Origin of the sequence: Butyricimonas paravirosa, assembly GCF_032878955.1 — a bacterium.
GTDB classification, from domain to species: domain Bacteria; phylum Bacteroidota; class Bacteroidia; order Bacteroidales; family Marinifilaceae; genus Butyricimonas; species Butyricimonas paravirosa.
Genome location: NZ_CP043839.1, coordinates 3,176,090 through 3,196,787 on the forward strand (window position 1 = coordinate 3,176,090; position 20,698 = coordinate 3,196,787).

The following is a 20,698-nucleotide window of genomic DNA, read 5'->3' on the forward strand; positions in this document are numbered from 1 at the left end:
TAAGCATAAAACGCATCTTATGGATATAAAATTACTAAGTCCCTCATGCTGGACTGATTACGAGCTAATTGATAGTGGTGCTTTCGAGAAATTGGAACGTTTCGGGCGTTATGTGATTGCCCGGCCGGAGCCGCAGGCGATATGGAATAAATCGCTTCCCGACGTGGAGTGGCAGCAACGGGCGGATGCTTATTTCAAGAAGGATAAGAAGAGCGAGGATCGTGGAGAATGGATTTGCAAACCTAAAATGCCACAGCAATGGTTCGTGAATTATCGGTACGGGGAGATGAATATTCGGATGCGTTTGGGATTGACTTCTTTCAAGCACGTGGGGATATTCCCGGAGCAGGCGGAGAATTGGAATTTTATATTCGATCAGGTGAAACGAATAGGTTCAGAGGCAAAAGTGCTAAACCTGTTTGCTTACACGGGGGGAGCTACTCTTGCGGCGAAGAGTGCCGGAGCGGATGTTACCCACGTGGATTCGGTAAAGCCGGTTGTTTCTTGGGCTAGGGAAAACATGGAAGCATCGAAATTGGATGGTGTTCGCTGGATCGTGGATGATGCTTTAAAATTTGTGCAAAGGGAAGTACGTCGGGGTAAAAAATATAACGGGATCATTCTGGACCCACCGGCTTACGGGCGCGGTGCGAATGGCGAGAAATGGGTATTGGAGGAAAATATTAACGAGTTGATCACCTTGTGTGGGCAATTGTTGGAAGGTTCCAATAGTTTCCTCGTGCTTAACCTGTATTCCATGGGACTCTCCGCACTGTTAGCCCGGAGTATCGTGCGACAGCTAGTCGGTGATTGTACCGGGGAACAATTCGGAGAGTTGTATTTTACCGATTCATACGGGAAATCGTTACCGTTAGGAGTTTATTATCGGTTGTGGCGTAAGTAGTGTGGTTTTATATTATTACTTTTGTATTTATAAAAGCAATAATATGACACAAAAGGATGCAATAAAGCTATTTGAAGAAAGAAAGATTCGTACAGTTTGGGATGAAGACCAAGAAAAGTGGTATTTTTCAGTTGTAGATATTGTTTCTGTATTGACAGATAGTGCTAATCCGACTGATTACTTGAAAAAAGTAAGAAAACGTGATTCCGAATTGGGATTGTTCATGGGGACAAATTGTCCCCAGGTAATGATGATGACCGAAACGGGTAAGAGGCGTAAAACACTTGCTGCAGATACGGAATCCCTTTTTCGAATTATTCAGTCGATCCCCTCTCCTAAAGCGGAACCTTTTAAATTGTGGATGGCACAAGTAGCTAAAGAGCGTCTGGATCAACTGGAGGATCCTGAGTTGTCGATCGAGCAAGCCTTGTTAGACTATAAACGATTGGGTTATTCGGATAATTGGATAAACCAACGTCTAAAAAGTATAGAAGTGCGAAAGGAGCTTACTGATGAATGGAAATGTCGGGGAGTGAAGGAAGGTGTACAATTTGCTGCATTGACAGATATAATAACGCAAGCTTGGGCTGGACTGACGACTCGAGAATATAAACAATTAAAGGGTTTAAAGAAAGAAAATCTTCGAGATAACATGACCAATATGGAGTTGATTTTGAATATGCTTGCAGAAGCGACGACAACCGAAATATCGAAAGAACGTGAACCGAAAACATTTGAAGAAAATCGACATATTGCGAATCAAGGAGGTCAAATCGCAGGTAATACTCGGAAAGAAATTGAAATTCAGACAGGTAAAAGTATAATTTCTCCATTAAATGCAAAAGATTATTTGCAACTTGGAAATTCGGAGAAGGATGATTAGTTTATTATTTGGACTGGATTAAAAATCGGCTTACTTGTGTGATAATAGACGGATCATATAAGAAAATAAAATCCTCATTTGGTGATTTGTGCTGATTTCCTTATCTTTGCACCCTCAATGAAAAATATTAAATCTAAAAAATAAAATAAATGGCAACAACGGCTGATTTTAGGAATGGATTATGTATCGTTTTCAAAGACGATTTATACAGAATTGTACAGTTTCAACACGTGAAACCCGGTAAAGGTCCCGCTTTCGTGAGAACGAAGATGCAGAACATCAAAACCGGTCGTACCTTGGAAAATACCTTTACTTCAGGAGTGAAGATTGATGTGGTGCGTATCGAGAGACGTCCGTATCAATTCCTGTATATGGAAGGAGAGGACTATATCATGATGCACACGGAATCTTTCGAGCAAATTCCTATCGCGAAAGATTTGATCAATGCTCCCCAGTTCTTGAAAGAGGGTGATGCTGTTGAAATGGTTGTACATGCCGACACGGAAACCCCGTTATATGTTGAATTGTTGCCGACTGTTGTTTTGGAAGTAACTTACACGGAACCGGGATTGAAAGGTGATACCGCTTCTTCTACGGCTTTGAAACCGGCAGAAGTAGAAACCGGTGCAAGAGTGATGGTTCCTCTTTTTATCAATACCGGTGAGAAAATTCGTATCAAAACGGAAGACGGTACTTACGTAGAACGTGTGAAAGAATAAAAAGATTGAGTGATTTATGATTGGCGATTCTGTGATTATATTCACTGAAAGAAATCACGGAATCGGCAATCGTGGAATCATGGAATAATATTAGATTTCAATTTCTCCTTGGGCCTCGACCTGGAGTTTTTGAATAACTTTTTCAGCGGAGTTTTGCTCCGCTTCTTTTTTTGATGCACCTATGCCTTGGGCCATGATGTCCTCGCCGATAGAGATTGTACAGACGAATTTAGAGCGACGGGCATTACTTTCAATCGTTTCGATATTCAGGTCAATCTTTTGTTTTTGGGCCCATTCAATCAGGCGGCTCTTGTAGTTTTTGTCAACGTACACGAGGTCTTCCAGGTTCACGTAGTGGGGGAAGATGTAATTCTCGATAAACGCTTTGGTTTTGTCGTATCCTTGATCCAGGTAGATGGCTCCTGTAAAAGCCTCGAATACATCACCGTAGATATGTTTGTTTTTGGAAATATCCGATTTGGCAATTACTTCCTCGCTCAACCCCATTTTGATGGCAATGATATTCAATGATTCGCGGCTCACGATCTTGGAGCGTAAGCGGGTCATGAATCCCTCGTCCTTGTTGGGGAAAAATTTGTACAGGATTTCAGCGACAATAGCTCCCAACACGGCATCGCCCAAGAATTCGAGACGCTCGTAATTCAAGACGGTTCCGCTTTTCGTGTATCTGGACGCCGATTTATGTAACAATGCCAAGGTGTATAAACCTTTGTTACCGGGAACAAATCCCCATTCCGAAATAGACAATCCATAAAACTTTTCCTTCCTGTGAAGGTAAAGTTTTATGGATTGAATTATTTTACTAATCACTTCCCCAAAATTTTAGTTAGTGATTACTTTTTGAATACAACGCAAGCATTGTGTCCTCCGAAACCGAAAGTGTTACTGATGGCTACATTGATTTCTTTCTCTTGAGCCTTATTGAACGTGAAATTCAGCTTGGGATCCAGTTCCGGATCAAGGTTGCTGAAATTAATGGTAGGGGGTACAATGTTGTTTTTCACAGCCAGAACACAAGCGATCGCTTCTAAGGCACCGGCGGCACCTAGTAAATGTCCTGTCATTGATTTGGTGGAACTGATGTTCAGATCATAAGCGTGTTCACCAAATGCTCTCTGAATGGCCTTAGGTTCTGCCACATCTCCGAGTCCGGTAGACGTTCCGTGAACATTGATATAATCAACGTCTTTCGGGGTCAGTCCGGCGTCTTCCAACGCGAGTAACATAACATCGGCTGCACCTTCTCCTTCCGGGTCCGGGGCTGTCATGTGGTAAGCATCGCAATTGGCTCCGCCTCCCGCGAGTTCCGCGTAGATGTGAGCACCTCTTTTTACTGCATGTTCGTACTCTTCTACGACTAAGCAAGCACCGCCCTCGCCGATAACGAATCCGTCACGGTCAACGTCGAAAGGACGCGAGGCTGTTTTCGGGTCATCATTACGAGTGGATAAAGCTTTCATGGAATTGAAACCACCTACACCCGGGGGGGTGATGGCTGCTTCAGATCCACCGGCAAGTATCACGTCTGCTTTTCCTAATCGGATCAGATTTAATGCATCTACTAACGAGTGTGCGGATGATGCACAGGCTGAAACCGTCGTGTAGTTCGGACCCTTTAGGCCTTCTTCTATGGCGATCATGGCTCCACCCATGTTGGCAATCATCTTGGGTATAAAGAACGGGTTGAATCTGGGAGTTCCGTCTCCTAATGCAAAAGTTTTGCATTCTTCGTAGAACGTATCCAAACCACCGATACCTGCACCCCAGATTACACCGATTCTCTTTCTGTCCTCTTGCGAGAAATCGAGTCCGGCATCTTTTACGGCCTCCCTGGAACAAATCAGGGCAAATTGGCTGTAAAGATCCATTTTACGGACTTCTTTCTTGTCGAAATATTCCGTGGGCTCGTAGTTTTTAACTTCGCAAGCAAATTGCGTGCGAAATTTAGATGCATCAAAACGAGTAATAGGACCGGCGCCGCTGACGCCACCTTTCAAGTTCTCCCAAAATTCGGCCACGTTATGACCCAAGGGATTAATAGTTCCAAGACCAGTTATTACTACTCGTTTGAAATTCATAGATAAAATATTAAATTATTGAGCGTTAGCTTCAACGTATGCAATAGCATCGCCCACGGTAGCGATTTTCTCTGCTTGATCGTCCGGAATAGTGATGTTGAATTCTTTTTCCAATTCCATGATCAACTCTACCGTATCCAAAGAGTCAGCTCCTAAGTCGTTAGTAAACGTTGCTTCAGGTTTAACTTCACTTTCGTCAACTCCTAATTTATCAACAATGATAGCTTTAACTCTGTTTTGAATGTCAGACATAACTTTAAATTTTAATTAGACATTTTTTAAATTCACACTTGCGTCTACAAGAGACGCGCATAACTCTCTAAGTTCGGGGGCAAAGTTAGAGAATTTATTTTTCCTAGAAAATTTTTTGGCATGAATAAAGTTTTCTTATCTTTATGCGTTTGATTTTTAATAGATTACAGGATGAAAAAAATAACAATATTTGCCTCTGGTTCAGGTTCTAACGCTGAAAATATCATTAATTATTTTAAAAATGACACCGAAAATGTCGTGAAAATCGTGTTTTGTAACAAACCCGATGCCTATGTTTTGGAACGGGCAAAACGTTTAAGCGTGCCGACGTTTGTTTTCGGACGGGAAGAGTTCTCTCATTCTGACCTGGTTTTGAATGAATTGAAACGATTGGATATTGATCTGATCGTGTTGGCGGGCTTTCTCTGGAAGGTGCCGGATGCTATCATCGACGCTTATCCGGACCGGGTAATTAACATCCATCCGGCCCTGTTACCCTCTTACGGGGGCAAGGGTATGTACGGCATGAAAGTACACGAGGCGGTGATCGCTGCCGGGGAAAAGGAAAGTGGTATTACGATTCATCACGTGAATAATCATTACGACGAGGGGGCAATCATCTTTCAGGCTAAATGTGAAATCGTGCCGGGAGACACTCCGGAATCTTTGGCAACGAAAGTCCATGCCTTGGAATACGAGTATTTTCCTCGTGTGATCAAGGAATTATTAGAAAAGGGTTTATAAAGTTCATAAAGTCCATAAAGTTCATAAGGTGAATAGATTCTGTGGATTTGCGATTTTGCGACGTCAATGTCATTGGTTCGTTTTTATGCCTGAATCAACTTTGTGAACTTTACGGTTTTGTAAACTTTATAGACCTTATGAACTTTATAAACTTTATGAACTAATTTGTTATGAGGAGGTTTATTCTTTTACTAGGTGTGTTGTTAGCCGGTTTGTGGGTACAGGCCGGGGAGGCAAGGTTATTAAGGTTCCCGCATAGCGTGGGGGACAAGTTGGTATTCTCGTATGCCGGGGATCTTTACCTGGTTTCAGCCGGGGGAGGAACGGCCCGTCGGTTGACCTCGCACGTGGGGTACGAGATGTTTCCTCGTATTTCCCCGGATGGAAAATACATCGCTTTCACCGGGCAATATGATGGTAACACGGAAGTATTTGTCATCCCCGTGGAGGGGGGCGAACCTCGTCGCTTGACTTACACGGCCACGCTGAAACGGGATGATCTAGGGGATCGCATGGGGCCGAACAACGTGGTGATCGGTTGGACCCCGGATAGTAAACGGATTCTTTATCGTTCCCGGAGATATACTTTTAACGATTTTACCGGGCAACTGTTCACGGTCCCGGTGGAGGGAGGGATGTCCGAGGAAGTACCTTTAAAGAATGGCGGCTTTGCCTCTTATTCTCCGGATGGAAAGAAATTAGCTTACAATTATATTTTCCGGGAATTCCGGGCGTGGAAACGTTATCAAGGTGGTATGGCGGATGACATCCGGGTGTTTGATTTCAACACGAAGAAATCAGAGCGGATTACCGACAACGTGCGGCAAGATGTGTTCCCGATGTGGTCCCCGGACGGGAATACTATATATTATATATCCGATCGGGGTGACATCATGAATCTTTACGCCTATGACGTGAACACGAAAGAGGATAAACAATTGACTTCTTACAAAGAATACGATATAAAATTTCCCGCGATTGGTGACAAGCTAATCGTGTACGAGCAAGGGGGATATATTTACGGGTACGATTTGCAGAGTGGCAAGGAATCCAAGATCACGATAAACATTGATAACGATCAGGTTTATTCTCGTCCGACGTTGACTGATGTAAGCGGCCAGATTTCGAGTATTGCGGTTGCTCCCGGTGGGGAGAGGGTAGTTGTGGCTGCTCGTGGGGATATTTTCTCGCTGCCCGTGAAAGAGGGTATTACCTATAACTTAACCAATTCTTCCGATGCTAACGATATGCAGGCAGGTTGGTCTCCGGACGGGAAATACATCAGTTACGTTTCCGACAAGGACGGGGAATTCAATATTTATCTCCGGGACGTGGTGACGGGAAAAGAACGGAAGCTGATCAAGAATCTGAAAAGTTATATCTTCAATTATAAATGGTCCCCGGATTCCAAGAAAATTCTCTGGAGCGAGAAGGGGAACACGTTGAATATATCTGACGTGGAAAGCGGGAACCGGAAGATCGTGGAAAAATCGGGTATCCGTTCCATGACGTCCTACAACTGGTCTCCTGATAGCAAATATATCACTTACGTTCGTCCGGAAGCGACGATGGATAACATCATCGTGTATCATGTTGAAAGTGGCGAGAAACACCAAGTTACCGACGGGTGGTTCGGTTCCAGTTCACCGAATTTCAGCGAGGACGGGAAATACCTGGTGTTTGTTTCTGCCCGCACATTCTCCCCGACGTATGGACGGACGGAATGGAATCACGTGTATAATGATATGAATAAGGTGTACATCCTGCCTTTGGCGAAAGATGCCCCGGTATTGTTCGCCCCTAAAAATGATGTTGTCCGGGTGGAGACAATCGTGAAAGAAAAGGATAAGAAGAAAGAGAGTGAAGACAAAGGTGTCGTGTATGATTTCACGAATTTGGAAAGTCGTCTTGTAGAATTGCCCGTGTTGGCATCGAATTACTATGGTAACGTGCATATGCTGGGAAACCGGGTATATTATAACCGGGGAGGCCGCACGCTGATTTATGACCTGAACGGGAAGAAAGAAACCGACACGGGTGGGGACGTCGAATTTTCTCCCGGTTACAAAAAGGCTATCGTTTCTTCGGGTTCCGCATTCCAGGTGGAGGACCTTCCGGTACTTTCCGCTAACGTGACTTCTCCCGTTCCCACGAAAGGGGTGAAACGGGTGATTGACTACCATCAGGAATGGATGCAGATCTATAACGAGAGCTGGCGGCAGATGCGTGATTTCTTCTATGCCAAGAATATGCACGGCGTGGACTGGGATCACGTGTACGAAAAATATAAAGTGCTGGTGCCTTACGTGAATCATCGTACGGACTTGACTTATATTATCGGGGAGATGATCGCGGAATTGAGTGTCGGGCACGCATACTCCATTAACGGGCGGGTTCCGATGCCCGAGAGAATTGATATGGGGTTGCTGGGTGCTAAATTCGTGAAAGATAAATCCGGTTATTTTAAAGTAACCGAGGTAATCGAGGGAGCCAACTGGGATGCCTCCACCCGCTCGCCTTTGACCATGCCGGGCGTGGAGGTGAAAGAGGGTGACTATATTCTGGCCATTAACGGGAAATCGTTGAAAGAGGTAGATAACCTGTTCTCCGAGTTGATCGATATGGCTGGCAAGACGGTTGAATTGACCGTGAACACGACCCCGACCGAGAAGGAGGCCCGTAACGTGTTGGTTGTTCCGTTGGCTGACGAATCGAAATTGTATTATTATAATTGGGTACAGAATAATATCCGTAAGGTAAACGAGGCCACGAACGGAGAGGTCGGGTATATTCATATCCCGGATATGGGTGTTGACGGTTTGAACGAGTTTGTGAAACATTATTATCCGCAGTTGAATAAGAAAGCCTTGATCATTGATGATCGGGGAAATGGTGGGGGAAACGTGTCCCCGATGATTACCGAACGTTTGATGCGTACGCCGACTTTCTACACGATGCACACGAACCAAACTTCCGGGTCGGTAAGTCCGGTCGGTACGTTCTTGGGGCCGAAGGTGTTGCTGGTAAACGAGTATTCCGCCTCTGACGGGGATCTTTTCCCGTATCGATTCAAGTATAATCATTTGGGAACAATTATAGGTCGTCGCACGTGGGGCGGTGTTGTTGGATATAGCGGTTCGATCCGGGTGGTTGATGGCGGTTCCATCGTGACGCCGTCATATGCGCCGTTCGCGGCAGATGGCAGCGAGTTTATTATCGAGGGAACGGGAGTTACTCCTCACATTGATATTGAAAATGATCCTTATTTAGAGTATAATGGTGAGGATCAACAGTTAAATAGAGCGATTCAAGTGATTCTGGAGAAGTTAAAGACCGAGAAGAAGGAGATTCCATCTATTCCCGCTTTCCCGAATAAAGCGGCAAAGAAGAAATAGTACCGATCATACGTGAGAAGATAAAGAGTGTTTGGCTGTGATGCTAGGCACTCTTCTTTTTTTTAGTGTGTTTTTGTGATCTAACAAGGGGGATTAACCTTGAATAAATCCTTATTAATACCTTGTGTGTGAATATAAAATGAATGTTTCATGATCACTTCTAGATCACTACCGGATGAACTATTTTAAACATCCTATTAAAATTCTAATAGAACGCTATTATATATAGCGTTTTAATAGGGATTTAATAGCGTTCTAATAGCGCTTTACACGATAGTGATCCGCTAGATTTCAAGATGTGATCATAAAATATGTATGATTATCAGTTTGTTTACCATTTATATACCGACAGACAACCGATAAGGTAGTTTTTAAAATTTTCGTACGGTGGGTGAAATGGGAATTTTATATTTCGTATTTTTGCACGATAAAATTGGACTGGGAAAATGAGTACGAAAGAGGTAGAGTGGGACGGGTTGCCTGTCCCGAAACGATACTGGGCGATTCTTGCCATTGCCATGGGAATTACGGTTTCCGTGTTGGACGGCACGATTGCCAACGTGGCGTTACCGTCTATTGCGGAGGATTTGCAAGCGACACCGTCTATGTCGATCTGGATCGTGAATGCCTACCAGTTGGCGATCGTGGTTTCCTTGTTGTCCTTGTCTTCGTTGGGTGATATTTTGGGCTATCGACGGGTGTATATCGGGGGATTACTCATATTTAGCGTGACTTCATTGGCTTGTGCGCTTTCCAATTCTTTGCTGACGTTGACGGTAGCCCGTGTATTTCAAGGTTTTGGTGCGGCTGCTTTGGCAAGCGTGAATACTTCTTTGATCCGGATTATTTATCCCAAACGACATTTGGGGCGGGGAATGGGTATCAATGCGCTAGTGGTTGCCGTGTCGGCGGCAGGGGGGCCGACGATTGCGGCAGGAATTTTGTCTGTCGCCTCTTGGCAGTGGTTATTCGCGATAAATGTTCCCATTGTTATCGTGGCTTTGATTTTATCTTTCCGTTTTTTGCCCGTGAATCCGGTAAAAAGAAGTGGGCGGAAGTTTGATTGGATTAGCGGGTTGATGAACGCTTTTACATTTGGATTATTGATTTTCTCGATCGAGGGATTCACTCACGGGGTGAGTTTGTCCGTGTTGCTCCCGGGGATTGGAGTGGTTCTGTTGGTTGGTTACTTTTTCGTGCGTCGCCAGTTGTCGCAGGAATATCCCCTGTTGCCTGTTGATTTGTTGAAGATACCGATTTTTTCGTTGTCTGTCGGGACGTCCGTGTGTTCTTTCGTGGCACAGATGCTGGCCATGGTTTCTTTGCCCTTCTTTTTGCAGCACACGTTGGGACTGGATGAAGTGGCGACAGGATTGTTGCTGACCCCTTGGCCGTTGGCGACGATGATTGCGGCTCCTTTGGCCGGGAGGTTGATCGAACGGGTTCATGCCGGGTTGTTGGGGGGCGTGGGATTGTCGATATTTTCCGCGGGATTATTTTTATTAGCTGTCTTCGCGGATCAGGTTTCCAACGCTGGGATTGCTTTGTTTATGGCTATGTGTGGATTCGGGTTTGGGTTATTCCAGACACCGAATAATAGTATATTAATTTCTTCCGCGCCACAGAACAGGAGTGGCGGGGCTAGCGGTATGCTGGGTATGGCCCGTTTGACCGGACAGACCACGGGAGCCTCGTTGGTGGCATTAATGTTTGTTGTTTTTCCGGTGGACGGGACGTATGCTTCCCTCTATTTTGCAGGAGGGTTTGCCACGCTTGCCGCTATCGTGAGTTTCACCCGGGTTTCCTTGCCGGAACCGGAATTATTGAGGGGAAAGGCAAAGAGTGGTTAACCGGATTATTTTATGAATGGAGTTTGTATGGATGGTATAAAAAGGATTTTGAGAGTTGTCGTTTTTCTGGGGATTATATTCGTCGGGAGTGTGTTGTGCGTGGCTGGGCAGGGGAATGATAGTTTGGTGGACGTGTCTCTGCGAAAGTTCGTGCATGGGTTGCGTGTGGAGGGACGGCCGGAGTATATTTTCCCGACAAGTTCTTTTTTGAAAGGGGCGAATGCCGAGGGGAGGATTATCCGGGGAGCTTTTTCCACGCATGTGAAATATTTGTTCCGTTATCGCCCGGGGAGTGTTGATGAGCAAATTTACGGCGATGTTTATCAAGGGGTTGGGCTCGGGTTTTATGATTTTGGGGAATCCCGGCAGTTGGGAAACCCGGTTGCATTTTATTTGTTCCAAGGGGCTCGTATCTCTAGTTTGGCTCCCTGGTTGTCTTTACATTACGAGTGGAATTTTGGGTTGTCTGCGGGGTGGAAACCTTATGACTCGTATTATAATTCGTACAATACGATGATCGGTTCGAAGGTGAACGCTTATATTAATGCTAATTTTTATTTGCGCTGGAGGTTGTCCCCGAGGGTTAGCCTGCTTTCGGGATTGACGGTATCACATTTTTCCAACGGGAACACGAAGATTCCTAATGCCGGGTTGAACACGATCGGGGGAAATATCGGGTTAGAGTGTAATTTTTACCGGAAGGATGATTTGAAGTCGTTGGAGAGGAAAGTAACTTTGACCACACAACCTTTTCGGCGACATTTCACGTATGATTTTGTTTTCTTCGGCTCGTGGCACGATCGGCTGGTGAAGACTTCCGACGGGTTTTCCCCTTCTCCTGAGGCTTACCCCGTGTTCGGGTTTAATTTTACCCCGATGTATAATTTGAATTATAAACTCCGGTTAGGCGTATCTCTAGATGGGACGTTTGACGGGGGAGCCAATTTATACACGGATGGGAACGTGTACGGGAGTGTGGATAAGTCGGACATTGTCCGCCCTCCTCTGGGTGATCAGTTTGCTTTGGGACTTTCCGGGCGGGCGGAGTACGTGATGCCTTTTTTTGTCGTGGGAGTCGGGATCGGGGCGAACGTAATCGGGAAGAATGATCTGAATATGTTCTACCAATTGTTGACGTTGAAAATAGCCTTGTCCCGTGCCGTGTTTTTGCACGTGGGGTATCGTCTACAAAATTTCAACGAACCTAATTTCTTGATGCTGGGGATTGGTTTCCGGTTTAACGGGAAATATACCGCTTTTTAGAATTGTTATTCCCAGAATATTACTGAGAAGTTGTTGAAAATGTATTACGGCGAAAATAATTATCTTTTCAGCCCGATTTCCTTTTGGCTGGCATTATTTTGTACTTTTGTAAATAAAATGAGAGCCGAATGGATATAAGTCATAATTATGCGGAGGCGGTAAAAGCTATAAAAGGAGCGATATTGCGTAGTCAGTATCGTGCTATTTCTTCTGTGAATAAAGAGCAACTTTCTTTGTATTATGGTGTAGGACAATATGTCTCAGAAAATTCTCGTGATGGATTTTGGGGAACGGGTGCTATTGAGACGATTAGTCAGCAATTACAGAAGGAATTACCGGGGTTGCGAGATTTTTCTGCTGCTAATATCAAATTTATGCGCCAGTTTTATGAAAGTTGGAGCGGGCAGTTGAAATCGCTTACCGCGGTTAGCGAAGTGGAAAATCCTGATTTGATATTTTTTAATCGGGAACTCAATGCATTGGTCGTGATAGAACTGAAAAAAGGGGCGTTTAAGTCTTCGTATTTAGGGCAACTATGTACCTATTTACGCCTTGTTGATGATCAAATGCGTAAACCACACGAAAATCCATCTATTGGGATAGTACTTTGTAAAAGTGCAGATAAGAAGTATGTAGAATATGTGATTCAAGATTATGATAAACCGATGGGTGTGGTCACCTATAAAACTTCTGATGATATGCCTGAAAGGTTGAAACAGGCGTTACCTGACATGGAAGAATTGAAAAAATTGTTGTAGTTGGGGATTAGTTTCCGGTTTAACGGGAAATATACCGCTTTTTAGAATTGTTTGTATTATACGGAGTGGTAGTGTCGGGATTTTTGGCTAAATTTGTGATATGCCTTTTAGGGGTGTGTTAATATTTAATTAAGTGTATATATGGCATTTACGCATTTTCATGTACATTCTCAGTATTCTATTCTCGACGGGGCGGCGAGTGTGCCCGGTTTGGTGGAGAAGGCGATTGCCGACGGGATGAAGGCAATTTCGTTGACGGATCACGGGAATATGTTCGGGATAAAATTATTCTACGATACTTGTCGCAAAAAGGGGATAAAACCTATTTTGGGGGTGGAGGCCTACGTGGCCCGGGTGTCTTTGTATAACAAGGAGAAACCGGTGGATCGTTCGGGAGAGCATTTGATTATCCTGGCCAAGAATCTGAAAGGGTATTTGAATTTGATCAAGCTTTGTTCGGCGGCGTTTGTAGATGGGTATTATTATCGTCCGCGTATTGATAAGGCTTTGCTGGAGAAGCATCACGAGGGGTTGATTATTTCGTCGGCTTGTTTGGGAGGTGAGATTTGCCAGAAGATTATGGCCGGGGATATCGAGGGGGCGGAGGCGGCTGCCTTGTGGTACAAGAATTTGGTGGGGGAGGATTATTACCTGGAGGTGATGAGGCATCCGGCAGAATCGGCTAAAGAGAGAGCGGAGGTTTACGATAACCAAGTGAGATGTAATGCGGAGATTCTGCGTATGGGTGAGAAGTTAGGAATCAAGGTGATTGCCACGAACGACGTGCATTTCTTGAACGCGGAGGATGCGGAGGCGCATGACCTGTTGATCTGTCTGAATACTCGTAAGGATTTGGATGATCCTAACCGGATGCGGTACACGCGGCAGGAGTGGTTCAAGACAACGGCCGAGATGGAAGAGTTGTTCAAGGATATTCCGCAGGTAATCGAGAATACGCAGGAGATTGTTGATAAAGTTGAAGATTATAAACTGGATTCTGATCCGTTGATGCCGGTTTTCCCGATCCCGCCGGAGATCGGTACGGAGGAAGAGTACCGGAAGAAATACACGGAAGAGGATTTGTTCAACGAGTTTACCCGTAACGAGAAAGGTGAGGTCGTTATGAGCGAGGAGGATGCCCAAAAGAAAGTGAAGAAGTTGGGGGGATATGATCGACTTTACCGTATCAAGTTGGAGGCGGATTATTTGAAGGAGTTGGCGATGAAGGGAGCCGTGCGGCGATATGGTGAGAATATTCCACCGGATATTATGGAGCGTTTGATTTTCGAGTTGCATATCATGAAGACGATGGGTTTCCCGGGGTACTTTTTGATCGTGCAGGATTTTATCCAAGCGGCTCGTGATATGGGGGTGATCGTGGGACCGGGGCGTGGTTCTGCTGCGGGAAGTGCCGTGGCGTATAGTCTGGGTATCACAAATATTGACCCGGTGAAGTATGATTTGCTGTTCGAGCGTTTTTTGAATCCCGATCGTATCTCACTGCCGGATATTGACGTTGACTTTGATGATGACGGGCGTCAGCGGGTGTTGGAGTGGGTTACACAGAAATACGGGGCGGATAAGGTGTCGCACATCGTGACTTTCGGTAGTATGGCTGCCAAGATGGCGATTAAGGACGTGGCACGGGTGCTGAAGTTGGATTTGTCGGAGGCAAACCGGTTGGCAAAGATGGTGCCGGAAACCCCGAAAATCACGTTGAAGAAGGCTTACAAGGAGAATCCTGATTTGGAAAAAGAACGGGAGTCCTCGAACCCGCTGGTAGCAAAAACGCTCCATTTGGCGGAAATTTTGGAAGGTTCCGTGCGGCAGACGGGGGTACATGCTTGTGGTATTTTGATCAGTCGTGACCCGTTGACGGAACATATCCCAATTATGCCAACGGAAGGGGAAAGTTTGATGACGACTCAATATGACGGTCACTTCGTGGAGCCGATCGGATTGATCAAGATGGACTTTCTGGGGTTGAGGACGCTTTCGATTATAAAAACCTGTTTGGATAATATAAAGAAATCCCGCCACGAGACGCTGGATGTGGATGCGATTTCGTTGGAGGATAAAGAGACATTCGAATTGTTTTCAAGAGGGGAGACTACCGGTCTGTTCCAGTTTGAGTCGCCGGGAATGAAAAAGCATTTGAGGGCGTTGAAGCCGAACCGTTTTGAGGATTTGGTGGCCATGAATGCCTTGTATCGTCCCGGGCCTATGGAGTATATCCCGGATTTTATCAAGCGTAAGCACGGGGAGGCTCCTATCGAGTACGATCACCCGATGATGGAGCCTTACTTGAAGGACACGTATGGTATTACCGTTTACCAAGAGCAGGTGATGTTGCAGTCCCGCGCATTGGGTAATTTTACCCGGGGTATGTCTGATACTCTTCGTAAGGCGATGGGTAAGAAACAGATAGACACGATGAACCAGTTGAAAACGCAGTTCATCGAGGGGTGTAATAAAAATGAGGAGTTCGTGAAAGGATGCAAGGAGATGGGGAAGGAGGTCAACCCGTTGGTTGATAAGATTTGGGGTGACTGGGAGGCATTTGCATCGTACGCGTTCAATAAATCACATTCGGTTTGCTACGCTTATATTGCTTACCAGACGGGATTTTTGAAAGCTCATTATCCTGCCGAGTTTATGGCGGCCAACTTGAGTTGTAACTTATCACAGATTGAGAAGGTTACGGTTTTTATGGACGAGTGTAAGCGAATGGGCTTGAGCGTGCTGGCTCCGGATGTGAACGAGTCGGATGATGATTTCACGGTGAACCACAAGGGAGATATTCGTTTCGGGATGGCTGGAATCAAGGGGGTTGGCGAGGCTGCCGTACATTCGATTATTCGGGAACGGAATACTAACGGGGTTTACAAGGATCTTTTCGATTTCTTCGAGCGTTTGGATTACAAGACGGTGAACAAGAAGACGTTGGAAAATCTGATTACCGCGGGAGGGTTGGATAGTTTCGGTTTGGATCGGTCGCAGTATTTCTATATGCCTGACGGCCACACGACATTTCTAGAAAATCTGGTGAATTACGGGCAGAAAAAGCAACAGGATAGTTTAATGATGCAGGCGACGCTGTTCGGGGGAATGGATGAATATGACGTGAAAAAGCCTACTGTTCCTTTGTGTGAACCTTGGACGGACGTGGAGAAGGCACGTAAAGAGAAGGAATTGATCGGTATATACCTAACTTCTCACCCTTTGGATTCGTATAAACTAGAGATCAAGGCGATTTGTACTCCTTTGGAGAGTCTGAGCAGTGATTTGAGTTCTTACAAAGACCGGGACGTGACGATTGCGGGAATTATTGTCGCCATGCGAGAGGGAAAAACGAAGAAAGGGAATGATTTTGGTATTTTGACGATCGAGGATTTCACCGGTTCTTACGAGTTACCTTTCTTCGGAGAGGACTATATCAAGTTCCGGAATTATTTTATTTTGGAGACGTCGATCTACATCAAGGGTAGAGTGCAGGAAAAGAAGTGGGGAGGGGCCGGAGAGCTGACTTTTAACGTACAGAGCATGGATTTGCTAAGCGTTATCAGTGAGAACCTGATTCGCTCGATCACGTTGCAGGTAGACGTGGAAAAGCTGACACACGAGCTTGTGTTAGAGATACATAACCAGTTCGTGAACGAGAAGGGTGATCTCCCGTTGAATTTTATTTTGTATGACGGGACGGGACACCGGGTAAAGATGTTTTCAAGAACCTGTAAGATAGGGCGTTCGAGAGAATTATATGAATATTTTGAAAATAATGATGCTATTAAAATGAAAATTAATTAATTTCGCCATGTCAAAGCGTTGGATCATGGCGGAACTTAATCCAACGCTTTTAGCATGAATATTATTATAAACTTTAAAGATAGAAGTATGGCTATTGCAGTTAATGATTCAAATTTCGAGGAAGTTGTGCTAAAAGCAGAAGTTCCTGTTCTTGTAGATTTCTGGGCAGAATGGTGTGGACCATGTAAAATGATGTTACCCATCGTGGAAGAGATCTCTAAAGAGTTCGAAGGTAAGTTAGTGGTTGCTAAAGTGAACGTGGATGAAGGTTCTGCTGCCGCTAAGTATGGTATTCGTAACATCCCGACAATTCTTTTCTTTAAGAATGGCGAGGTTGCTGACAAACAAGTAGGTGCAGTACCTAAGACGACTTTGGTTTCTAAAATCAATGCACTGCTTTAAAATATAAAACCGCCGATCGGCGGTTTTTTTGTTTGTATTCCCTGTAACTTGTAGAGCGTAATCTCAACTTGTAACGGTTGCCGTAAGCGACGACCTAATAGAGAAGATATCCGGCCACTCCTGCTGCTATAATCATGAGAATCGGGTCCATTTTGAATTTGAAGGTGGCAATGAAGGCTATGGCGAAGATAATATAGCTTTTGTAGTCCACGAAGTTTTGTTTGTTCATCAATAACAACGCTGCTGCCCCGATAAGTCCTAAAACAGTGATTTTTAAACCTTGCATGGCCATTTCCACGTATTTGTTGTCCCGGAACATGAAAAAGAACTTGGAGATCGTGATCATGATGATCAGGGAGGGAAGACTGACGGCTATCGTGCAGATGGCTGATCCCCAGATGCTGCCTGTTGCCGTGTAGCCGATGTAAGTGGCGGTGTTGAAGGCAATAGGGCCGGGCGTGCTTTGTGAAATAGCCACGATGTCCGTGAAGTCGGCCACGCTGATCCAGTTGTGGGTTTCCACGACATCATGTTGTATTAACGAGAGCATGGCGTAACCGCCCCCAAAACCGAATAGGCCGATTTTGAAGAAGGTGATAAAGAGGCTGATATAGAGATCGAGTTCTGACATGTTAATTGAAAATTGAGAATTGGAAATTGAAAAACGGACTTTGTTTCATGACATTTTTAGAGTTTGTGGGTGATTTTGCCGTAAAGGAGGCCACCTAGGATGGCGGCGATGATGATATATATCGGCGAGAGGTTGAGTAACCAGACGAGTAGGGCGGCAATGACCGGGAAAATGATGGTTTTACGGGTGACTCCTGCCGACTTACCCATTTTGTATAAAGGGGCAGCGATGAGGGCCACGACTGCCGGGCGGATGCCTTTGAATACTCGTTCTACTCCGGGGTTGTTTTTGAAATCTGTGAAAATGATGGCGATTAACAGGATTACGATGAAAGAGGGGAGGATGGTTCCGAGGCTGGAAAAAATGACCCCTTTAATTCCTCGTGCCTTGTAACCCACGAAAATGGCCGTGTTCAGTGCAATCGGTCCAGGGGCGGATTGGGCTATTGCCATCATCTCCACGAATTCGCTCTCTTTTAGCCAACCTTTTTTATCCACGACTTCTTGCTGGATGAGTGGTATCATCGCATAACCACCTCCTAGCGTGAAAGAACCGATCTTGAAAAACGAGATAAATATTTGCCAGTATGAAGCCATAATTTTGCGTTATATATCAGTGGCAAAGATACGATTTCCCGACTAAAATTCTTAATATTGTAGTGTTGAAAACAGTGCAGATGCGTTAAAACCTTGTTGATTTTTGGGATGAGAGTTCAGGCCTTTGTACAGGCTCTGGTGAAGAATATACGAACTTGATGATTCATGTATGAAAAAAAGTACGAAAAGAAAGATAATTGTTGTTTTGGGCCTGTTTGTGGTAGTCGGCCTGATCGTGTGGTTCGGGATTTTCCGCAAGGTGGGGAGGTTTGATACTTTGCAGGCGGTACCCGTGGATGCGGTCTTTAAGGTGAATATTGTGTCTGTAAATAGCGTGCATGAACGGTTGCACCGGAATTTTATCTGGAAATCGTTGAAAAATTATCCCTATTTCGAAGAGTATCATTCGAATTTGCAATACGTGGATTCCTTGGCGAATACCTATCCTAAATTAAAAAGGATATTAACTGATCGTCCGGTAACAATTTCATGTCATCAGGTGGGGTTGAACAAATACGATTTCCTGTACGTTTGTGATTTGGGGAAATTGAACGTGATTCAGGTGTTTGAAACGTTACTGCTGAAATTGGTGCAGGATGACGAGATAAAAATAAAGACGATCAAGGACCCGAACGGGGAGATCCGGGAGATTCGCTGGGCTGACTGGCGATTCTTTTTCACGATCAAGGATAATCTGCTGATCGGTTCATCGTCTCATGCTCTGGTGGCTCGTTCTCTGGCTCGGTGTAAGACGAAGAAGGAGGTGCAGGAAGTGGTGGTTTCAGGGGATATAATGCTTGATCTTGATCATCGGCAGTTGGGAAAATGGGTTACTTCGGTCATGGAGGCATCGGCGGTGGCAGATGAATTTTCATTGTTGAAAAATACCCGTTTAATGATGCAGTTGAATGACAAATCTCTTCGTTTTGTCGGGGAAACGAGACCCGATCCTAATAAGTATTCTTTGTTGGATGTAGTTAGTTTCTTGGAAGGAGGTTCTTCTAACCTGGAGACGATCGCGGGTGAGAATACGGCAGCTTATGTTTCTTTTTGTTTTCCTTCTTTCAAGGATGCGGAAAATTTGCTGTTGGAGAATTACAAGGTGAATAGCCTGCAATCTTACACGGAAATGAAGAAATCACTGGATCGGTTGAATAAATTTCTGAATATGGACGTGTTGGAGGTGTTTACATCTTGGATTGGTGGGGAGGTGGCAATTATCAAACCCCGTTTGGAGAACGATCAGAAGACGGACCATATCGTGCTGGCGATACGAGCAAAAGAGATTCATCTGGCCAAGGATCAAATGGCTTATCTGGCCGAACAGATTCAATGGAAGACTCCTATCCGGGAGAGAGCGATGGAGTTTAACGGTCACACGATTCATTATTTCCGATTAAAAGGTTTTTTCCAGCTTTTCTTCGGGGGGATGTTCGAACGATTTGAACGCCCTTATTATACATTTTTGGGTGATTATGTCGTTTTTAGTAATTCTCCTGCCACACTCGCCGAGATGATTAAAGAGTACGTGCTGGGAAACACATTGGAGAATGACGAGAAGCATACGCGTTTAAAAGGGCAGTTGGGAAGTCGGAAGAACGTGTTCGGTTACGTGCAGACGCCCAATACATACGAGTATTTATATGATTCTTTCAAGGCGGGTTCCCAAGAGAGTCTGGAGAAGAACAGAGGGGCATTTCTGAGTTTTGAAACGATCGGTTTCTCGTTATCCAAGGAGGGAGGAATTTTTGAGACTCAGATTATAGCGAATTATAATGATAAGGCTCCCGAGGAGTACAAAATGCGAGAGTTAAATCGTCAATTTGAGAATCAGGTAAACAAGATCGAGGCAGGTTTTTATTATCCCGTGATTCCCGATAGTATTGCGGTGAGTAATCAAGAGTATTACGAGTACAAGTCAGAACAGGCCATTTTCAAAGGGGCTCTGAAGGATGGAGAGCCGGATGGCGTGTGGTGCGTGTTTAATGTCGCGGGAAAGTTGCTCGGACAATTTCCGTATGGCGACGGAAAGATAGACGGGGTTGCTCCGTTTTTTTACGAGAACGGGGATTTGTTGGCTCAGGTGACTTATAAGAACGGGGTGATTGCGGGCTATAAGGAGTTTTTTCCGGACGGGACACTTCGTACGGAGATCGTATATCGGAAAGGTGTACGACACGGCACGGCAAAGTTTTATTATAATACCGGGCATTTGTTCTGTGAAGGACGTTACAAGAACGGGCGACAGACCGGAAAATGGCGGTATTATAAAGTAACGGGGGAAAAACTTTATTAATTTTAGATTTTAAATTTTAGATTGAAAAATTTAATGATTTCGTGGTTAAGAAATCGTAGGTGAGGTCACTGAACTATGGAATCATAAATTTAGTGAGTT

General features: G+C 44.8%; 16 protein-coding genes. 11 read left to right on the forward strand and 5 right to left on the reverse strand.

Features of this window, described 5'->3' with window-relative positions:
• Positions 1–19: 19 nt before the first annotated feature.
• The 3 genes from F1644_RS13100 (at position 20) to efp (ending at position 2,506) form a co-directional block, all read left to right on the forward strand.
• The gene (locus F1644_RS13100; RefSeq protein WP_118303004.1) at positions 20–904 is read left to right on the forward strand and encodes a class I SAM-dependent methyltransferase; all 885 of its coding nucleotides are present in this window, start codon (positions 20–22) and stop codon (positions 902–904) included.
• Between the two features lie 43 nt (positions 905–947).
• Entirely contained in the window at positions 948–1,787 is an 840-nt protein-coding gene (locus tag F1644_RS13105; RefSeq protein WP_118303006.1) for a BRO-N domain-containing protein, read from the forward strand.
• Between the two features lie 149 nt (positions 1,788–1,936).
• Positions 1,937–2,506 carry an elongation factor P gene (gene efp / locus F1644_RS13110; protein WP_087419368.1) on the forward strand — a complete coding sequence of 190 codons (570 nt, stop codon included), beginning with the start codon at positions 1,937–1,939 and terminating at the stop codon, positions 2,504–2,506.
• Positions 2,507–2,596: 90 nt separating this feature from the next.
• Here efp and rnc read toward each other — a convergent pair whose 3' ends face one another.
• The 3 genes from rnc to F1644_RS13125 are packed head-to-tail and all read right to left on the reverse strand — an operon-like array spanning position 2,597 to position 4,857.
• Complete coding sequence (rnc, locus tag F1644_RS13115; RefSeq protein ID WP_027200890.1) at positions 2,597–3,337, reverse strand: ribonuclease III; 741 nt, start codon at positions 3,335–3,337, stop codon at positions 2,597–2,599.
• A 23-nt stretch (positions 3,338–3,360) separates the two neighbouring features.
• Positions 3,361–4,605: a beta-ketoacyl-ACP synthase II gene (gene fabF, locus F1644_RS13120; RefSeq protein WP_087419369.1), complete on the reverse strand. Its 1,245-nt coding sequence runs from the start codon at positions 4,603–4,605 to the stop codon at positions 3,361–3,363.
• Positions 4,606–4,620: 15 nt separating this feature from the next.
• A complete protein-coding gene (locus F1644_RS13125) occupies positions 4,621–4,857 on the reverse strand; it encodes an acyl carrier protein (protein ID WP_027200888.1) in 237 nt (78 codons plus the stop codon).
• A 171-nt stretch (positions 4,858–5,028) separates the two neighbouring features.
• Between F1644_RS13125 and purN the strand changes: the two genes are divergently transcribed.
• The 7 genes from purN (at position 5,029) to trxA (ending at position 17,076) form a co-directional block, all read left to right on the forward strand.
• On the forward strand, positions 5,029–5,601 hold the full coding sequence (gene purN / locus F1644_RS13130; RefSeq protein WP_118303008.1) for a phosphoribosylglycinamide formyltransferase: 573 nt from the start codon (positions 5,029–5,031) through the stop codon (positions 5,599–5,601).
• Between the two features lie 170 nt (positions 5,602–5,771).
• On the forward strand, positions 5,772–8,996 hold the full coding sequence (locus F1644_RS13135; RefSeq protein WP_168044461.1) for a S41 family peptidase: 3,225 nt from the start codon (positions 5,772–5,774) through the stop codon (positions 8,994–8,996).
• A gap of 446 nt (positions 8,997–9,442) precedes the next feature.
• A complete protein-coding gene (locus F1644_RS13140; RefSeq protein WP_087419371.1) occupies positions 9,443–10,846 on the forward strand; it encodes an MFS transporter in 1,404 nt (467 codons plus the stop codon).
• Positions 10,847–10,858: 12 nt separating this feature from the next.
• Complete coding sequence (locus F1644_RS13145) at positions 10,859–12,109, forward strand: acyloxyacyl hydrolase (RefSeq protein WP_229782359.1); 1,251 nt, start codon at positions 10,859–10,861, stop codon at positions 12,107–12,109.
• Positions 12,110–12,237: 128 nt separating this feature from the next.
• Complete coding sequence (locus tag F1644_RS13150) at positions 12,238–12,867, forward strand: PDDEXK nuclease domain-containing protein (RefSeq protein WP_118303012.1); 630 nt, start codon at positions 12,238–12,240, stop codon at positions 12,865–12,867.
• Between the two features lie 141 nt (positions 12,868–13,008).
• Positions 13,009–16,674 (forward strand): DNA polymerase III subunit alpha, encoded by a 3,666-nt coding sequence (gene dnaE, locus F1644_RS13155; protein ID WP_118303014.1) that lies wholly within the window; start codon positions 13,009–13,011, stop codon positions 16,672–16,674.
• A gap of 87 nt (positions 16,675–16,761) precedes the next feature.
• A complete protein-coding gene (gene trxA / locus F1644_RS13160) occupies positions 16,762–17,076 on the forward strand; it encodes a thioredoxin (protein ID WP_027200880.1) in 315 nt (104 codons plus the stop codon).
• 94 nt (positions 17,077–17,170) lie between these two features.
• Here trxA and F1644_RS13165 read toward each other — a convergent pair whose 3' ends face one another.
• Entirely contained in the window at positions 17,171–17,707 is a 537-nt protein-coding gene (locus tag F1644_RS13165; RefSeq protein ID WP_027200879.1) for a chromate transporter, read from the reverse strand.
• Positions 17,708–17,763: 56 nt separating this feature from the next.
• Positions 17,764–18,303 carry a chromate transporter gene (locus F1644_RS13170; RefSeq protein WP_087419374.1) on the reverse strand — a complete coding sequence of 180 codons (540 nt, stop codon included), beginning with the start codon at positions 18,301–18,303 and terminating at the stop codon, positions 17,764–17,766.
• Positions 18,304–18,472: 169 nt separating this feature from the next.
• On the opposite strand from F1644_RS13170, the gene F1644_RS13175 reads away from it, so the two are divergent.
• Positions 18,473–20,599: a toxin-antitoxin system YwqK family antitoxin gene (locus tag F1644_RS13175; RefSeq protein ID WP_118303016.1), complete on the forward strand. Its 2,127-nt coding sequence runs from the start codon at positions 18,473–18,475 to the stop codon at positions 20,597–20,599.
• Positions 20,600–20,698: the final 99 nt, after the last annotated feature.

Bases quoted from the DNA above. Each gene is read 5' to 3' on its own strand.
- F1644_RS13100 (WP_118303004.1), top strand. From the start codon at position 20: ATGGATATAAAATTACTAAGTCCCTCATGCTGGACTGATTACGAGCTA.
- F1644_RS13105 (WP_118303006.1), top strand. From the start codon at position 948: ATGACACAAAAGGATGCAATAAAGCTATTTGAAGAAAGAAAGATTCGT.
- efp (WP_087419368.1), top strand. From the start codon at position 1,937: ATGGCAACAACGGCTGATTTTAGGAATGGATTATGTATCGTTTTCAAA.
- fabF (WP_087419369.1), bottom strand. From the start codon at position 4,605: ATGAATTTCAAACGAGTAGTAATAACTGGTCTTGGAACTATTAATCCC.
- F1644_RS13125 (WP_027200888.1), bottom strand. From the start codon at position 4,857: ATGTCTGACATTCAAAACAGAGTTAAAGCTATCATTGTTGATAAATTA.
- purN (WP_118303008.1), top strand. From the start codon at position 5,029: ATGAAAAAAATAACAATATTTGCCTCTGGTTCAGGTTCTAACGCTGAA.
- F1644_RS13135 (WP_168044461.1), top strand. From the start codon at position 5,772: ATGAGGAGGTTTATTCTTTTACTAGGTGTGTTGTTAGCCGGTTTGTGG.
- F1644_RS13140 (WP_087419371.1), top strand. From the start codon at position 9,443: ATGAGTACGAAAGAGGTAGAGTGGGACGGGTTGCCTGTCCCGAAACGA.
- F1644_RS13145 (WP_229782359.1), top strand. From the start codon at position 10,859: ATGAATGGAGTTTGTATGGATGGTATAAAAAGGATTTTGAGAGTTGTC.
- F1644_RS13150 (WP_118303012.1), top strand. From the start codon at position 12,238: ATGGATATAAGTCATAATTATGCGGAGGCGGTAAAAGCTATAAAAGGA.
- dnaE (WP_118303014.1), top strand. From the start codon at position 13,009: ATGGCATTTACGCATTTTCATGTACATTCTCAGTATTCTATTCTCGAC.
- trxA (WP_027200880.1), top strand. From the start codon at position 16,762: ATGGCTATTGCAGTTAATGATTCAAATTTCGAGGAAGTTGTGCTAAAA.
- F1644_RS13165 (WP_027200879.1), bottom strand. From the start codon at position 17,707: ATGTCAGAACTCGATCTCTATATCAGCCTCTTTATCACCTTCTTCAAA.
- F1644_RS13170 (WP_087419374.1), bottom strand. From the start codon at position 18,303: ATGGCTTCATACTGGCAAATATTTATCTCGTTTTTCAAGATCGGTTCT.
- F1644_RS13175 (WP_118303016.1), top strand. From the start codon at position 18,473: ATGAAAAAAAGTACGAAAAGAAAGATAATTGTTGTTTTGGGCCTGTTT.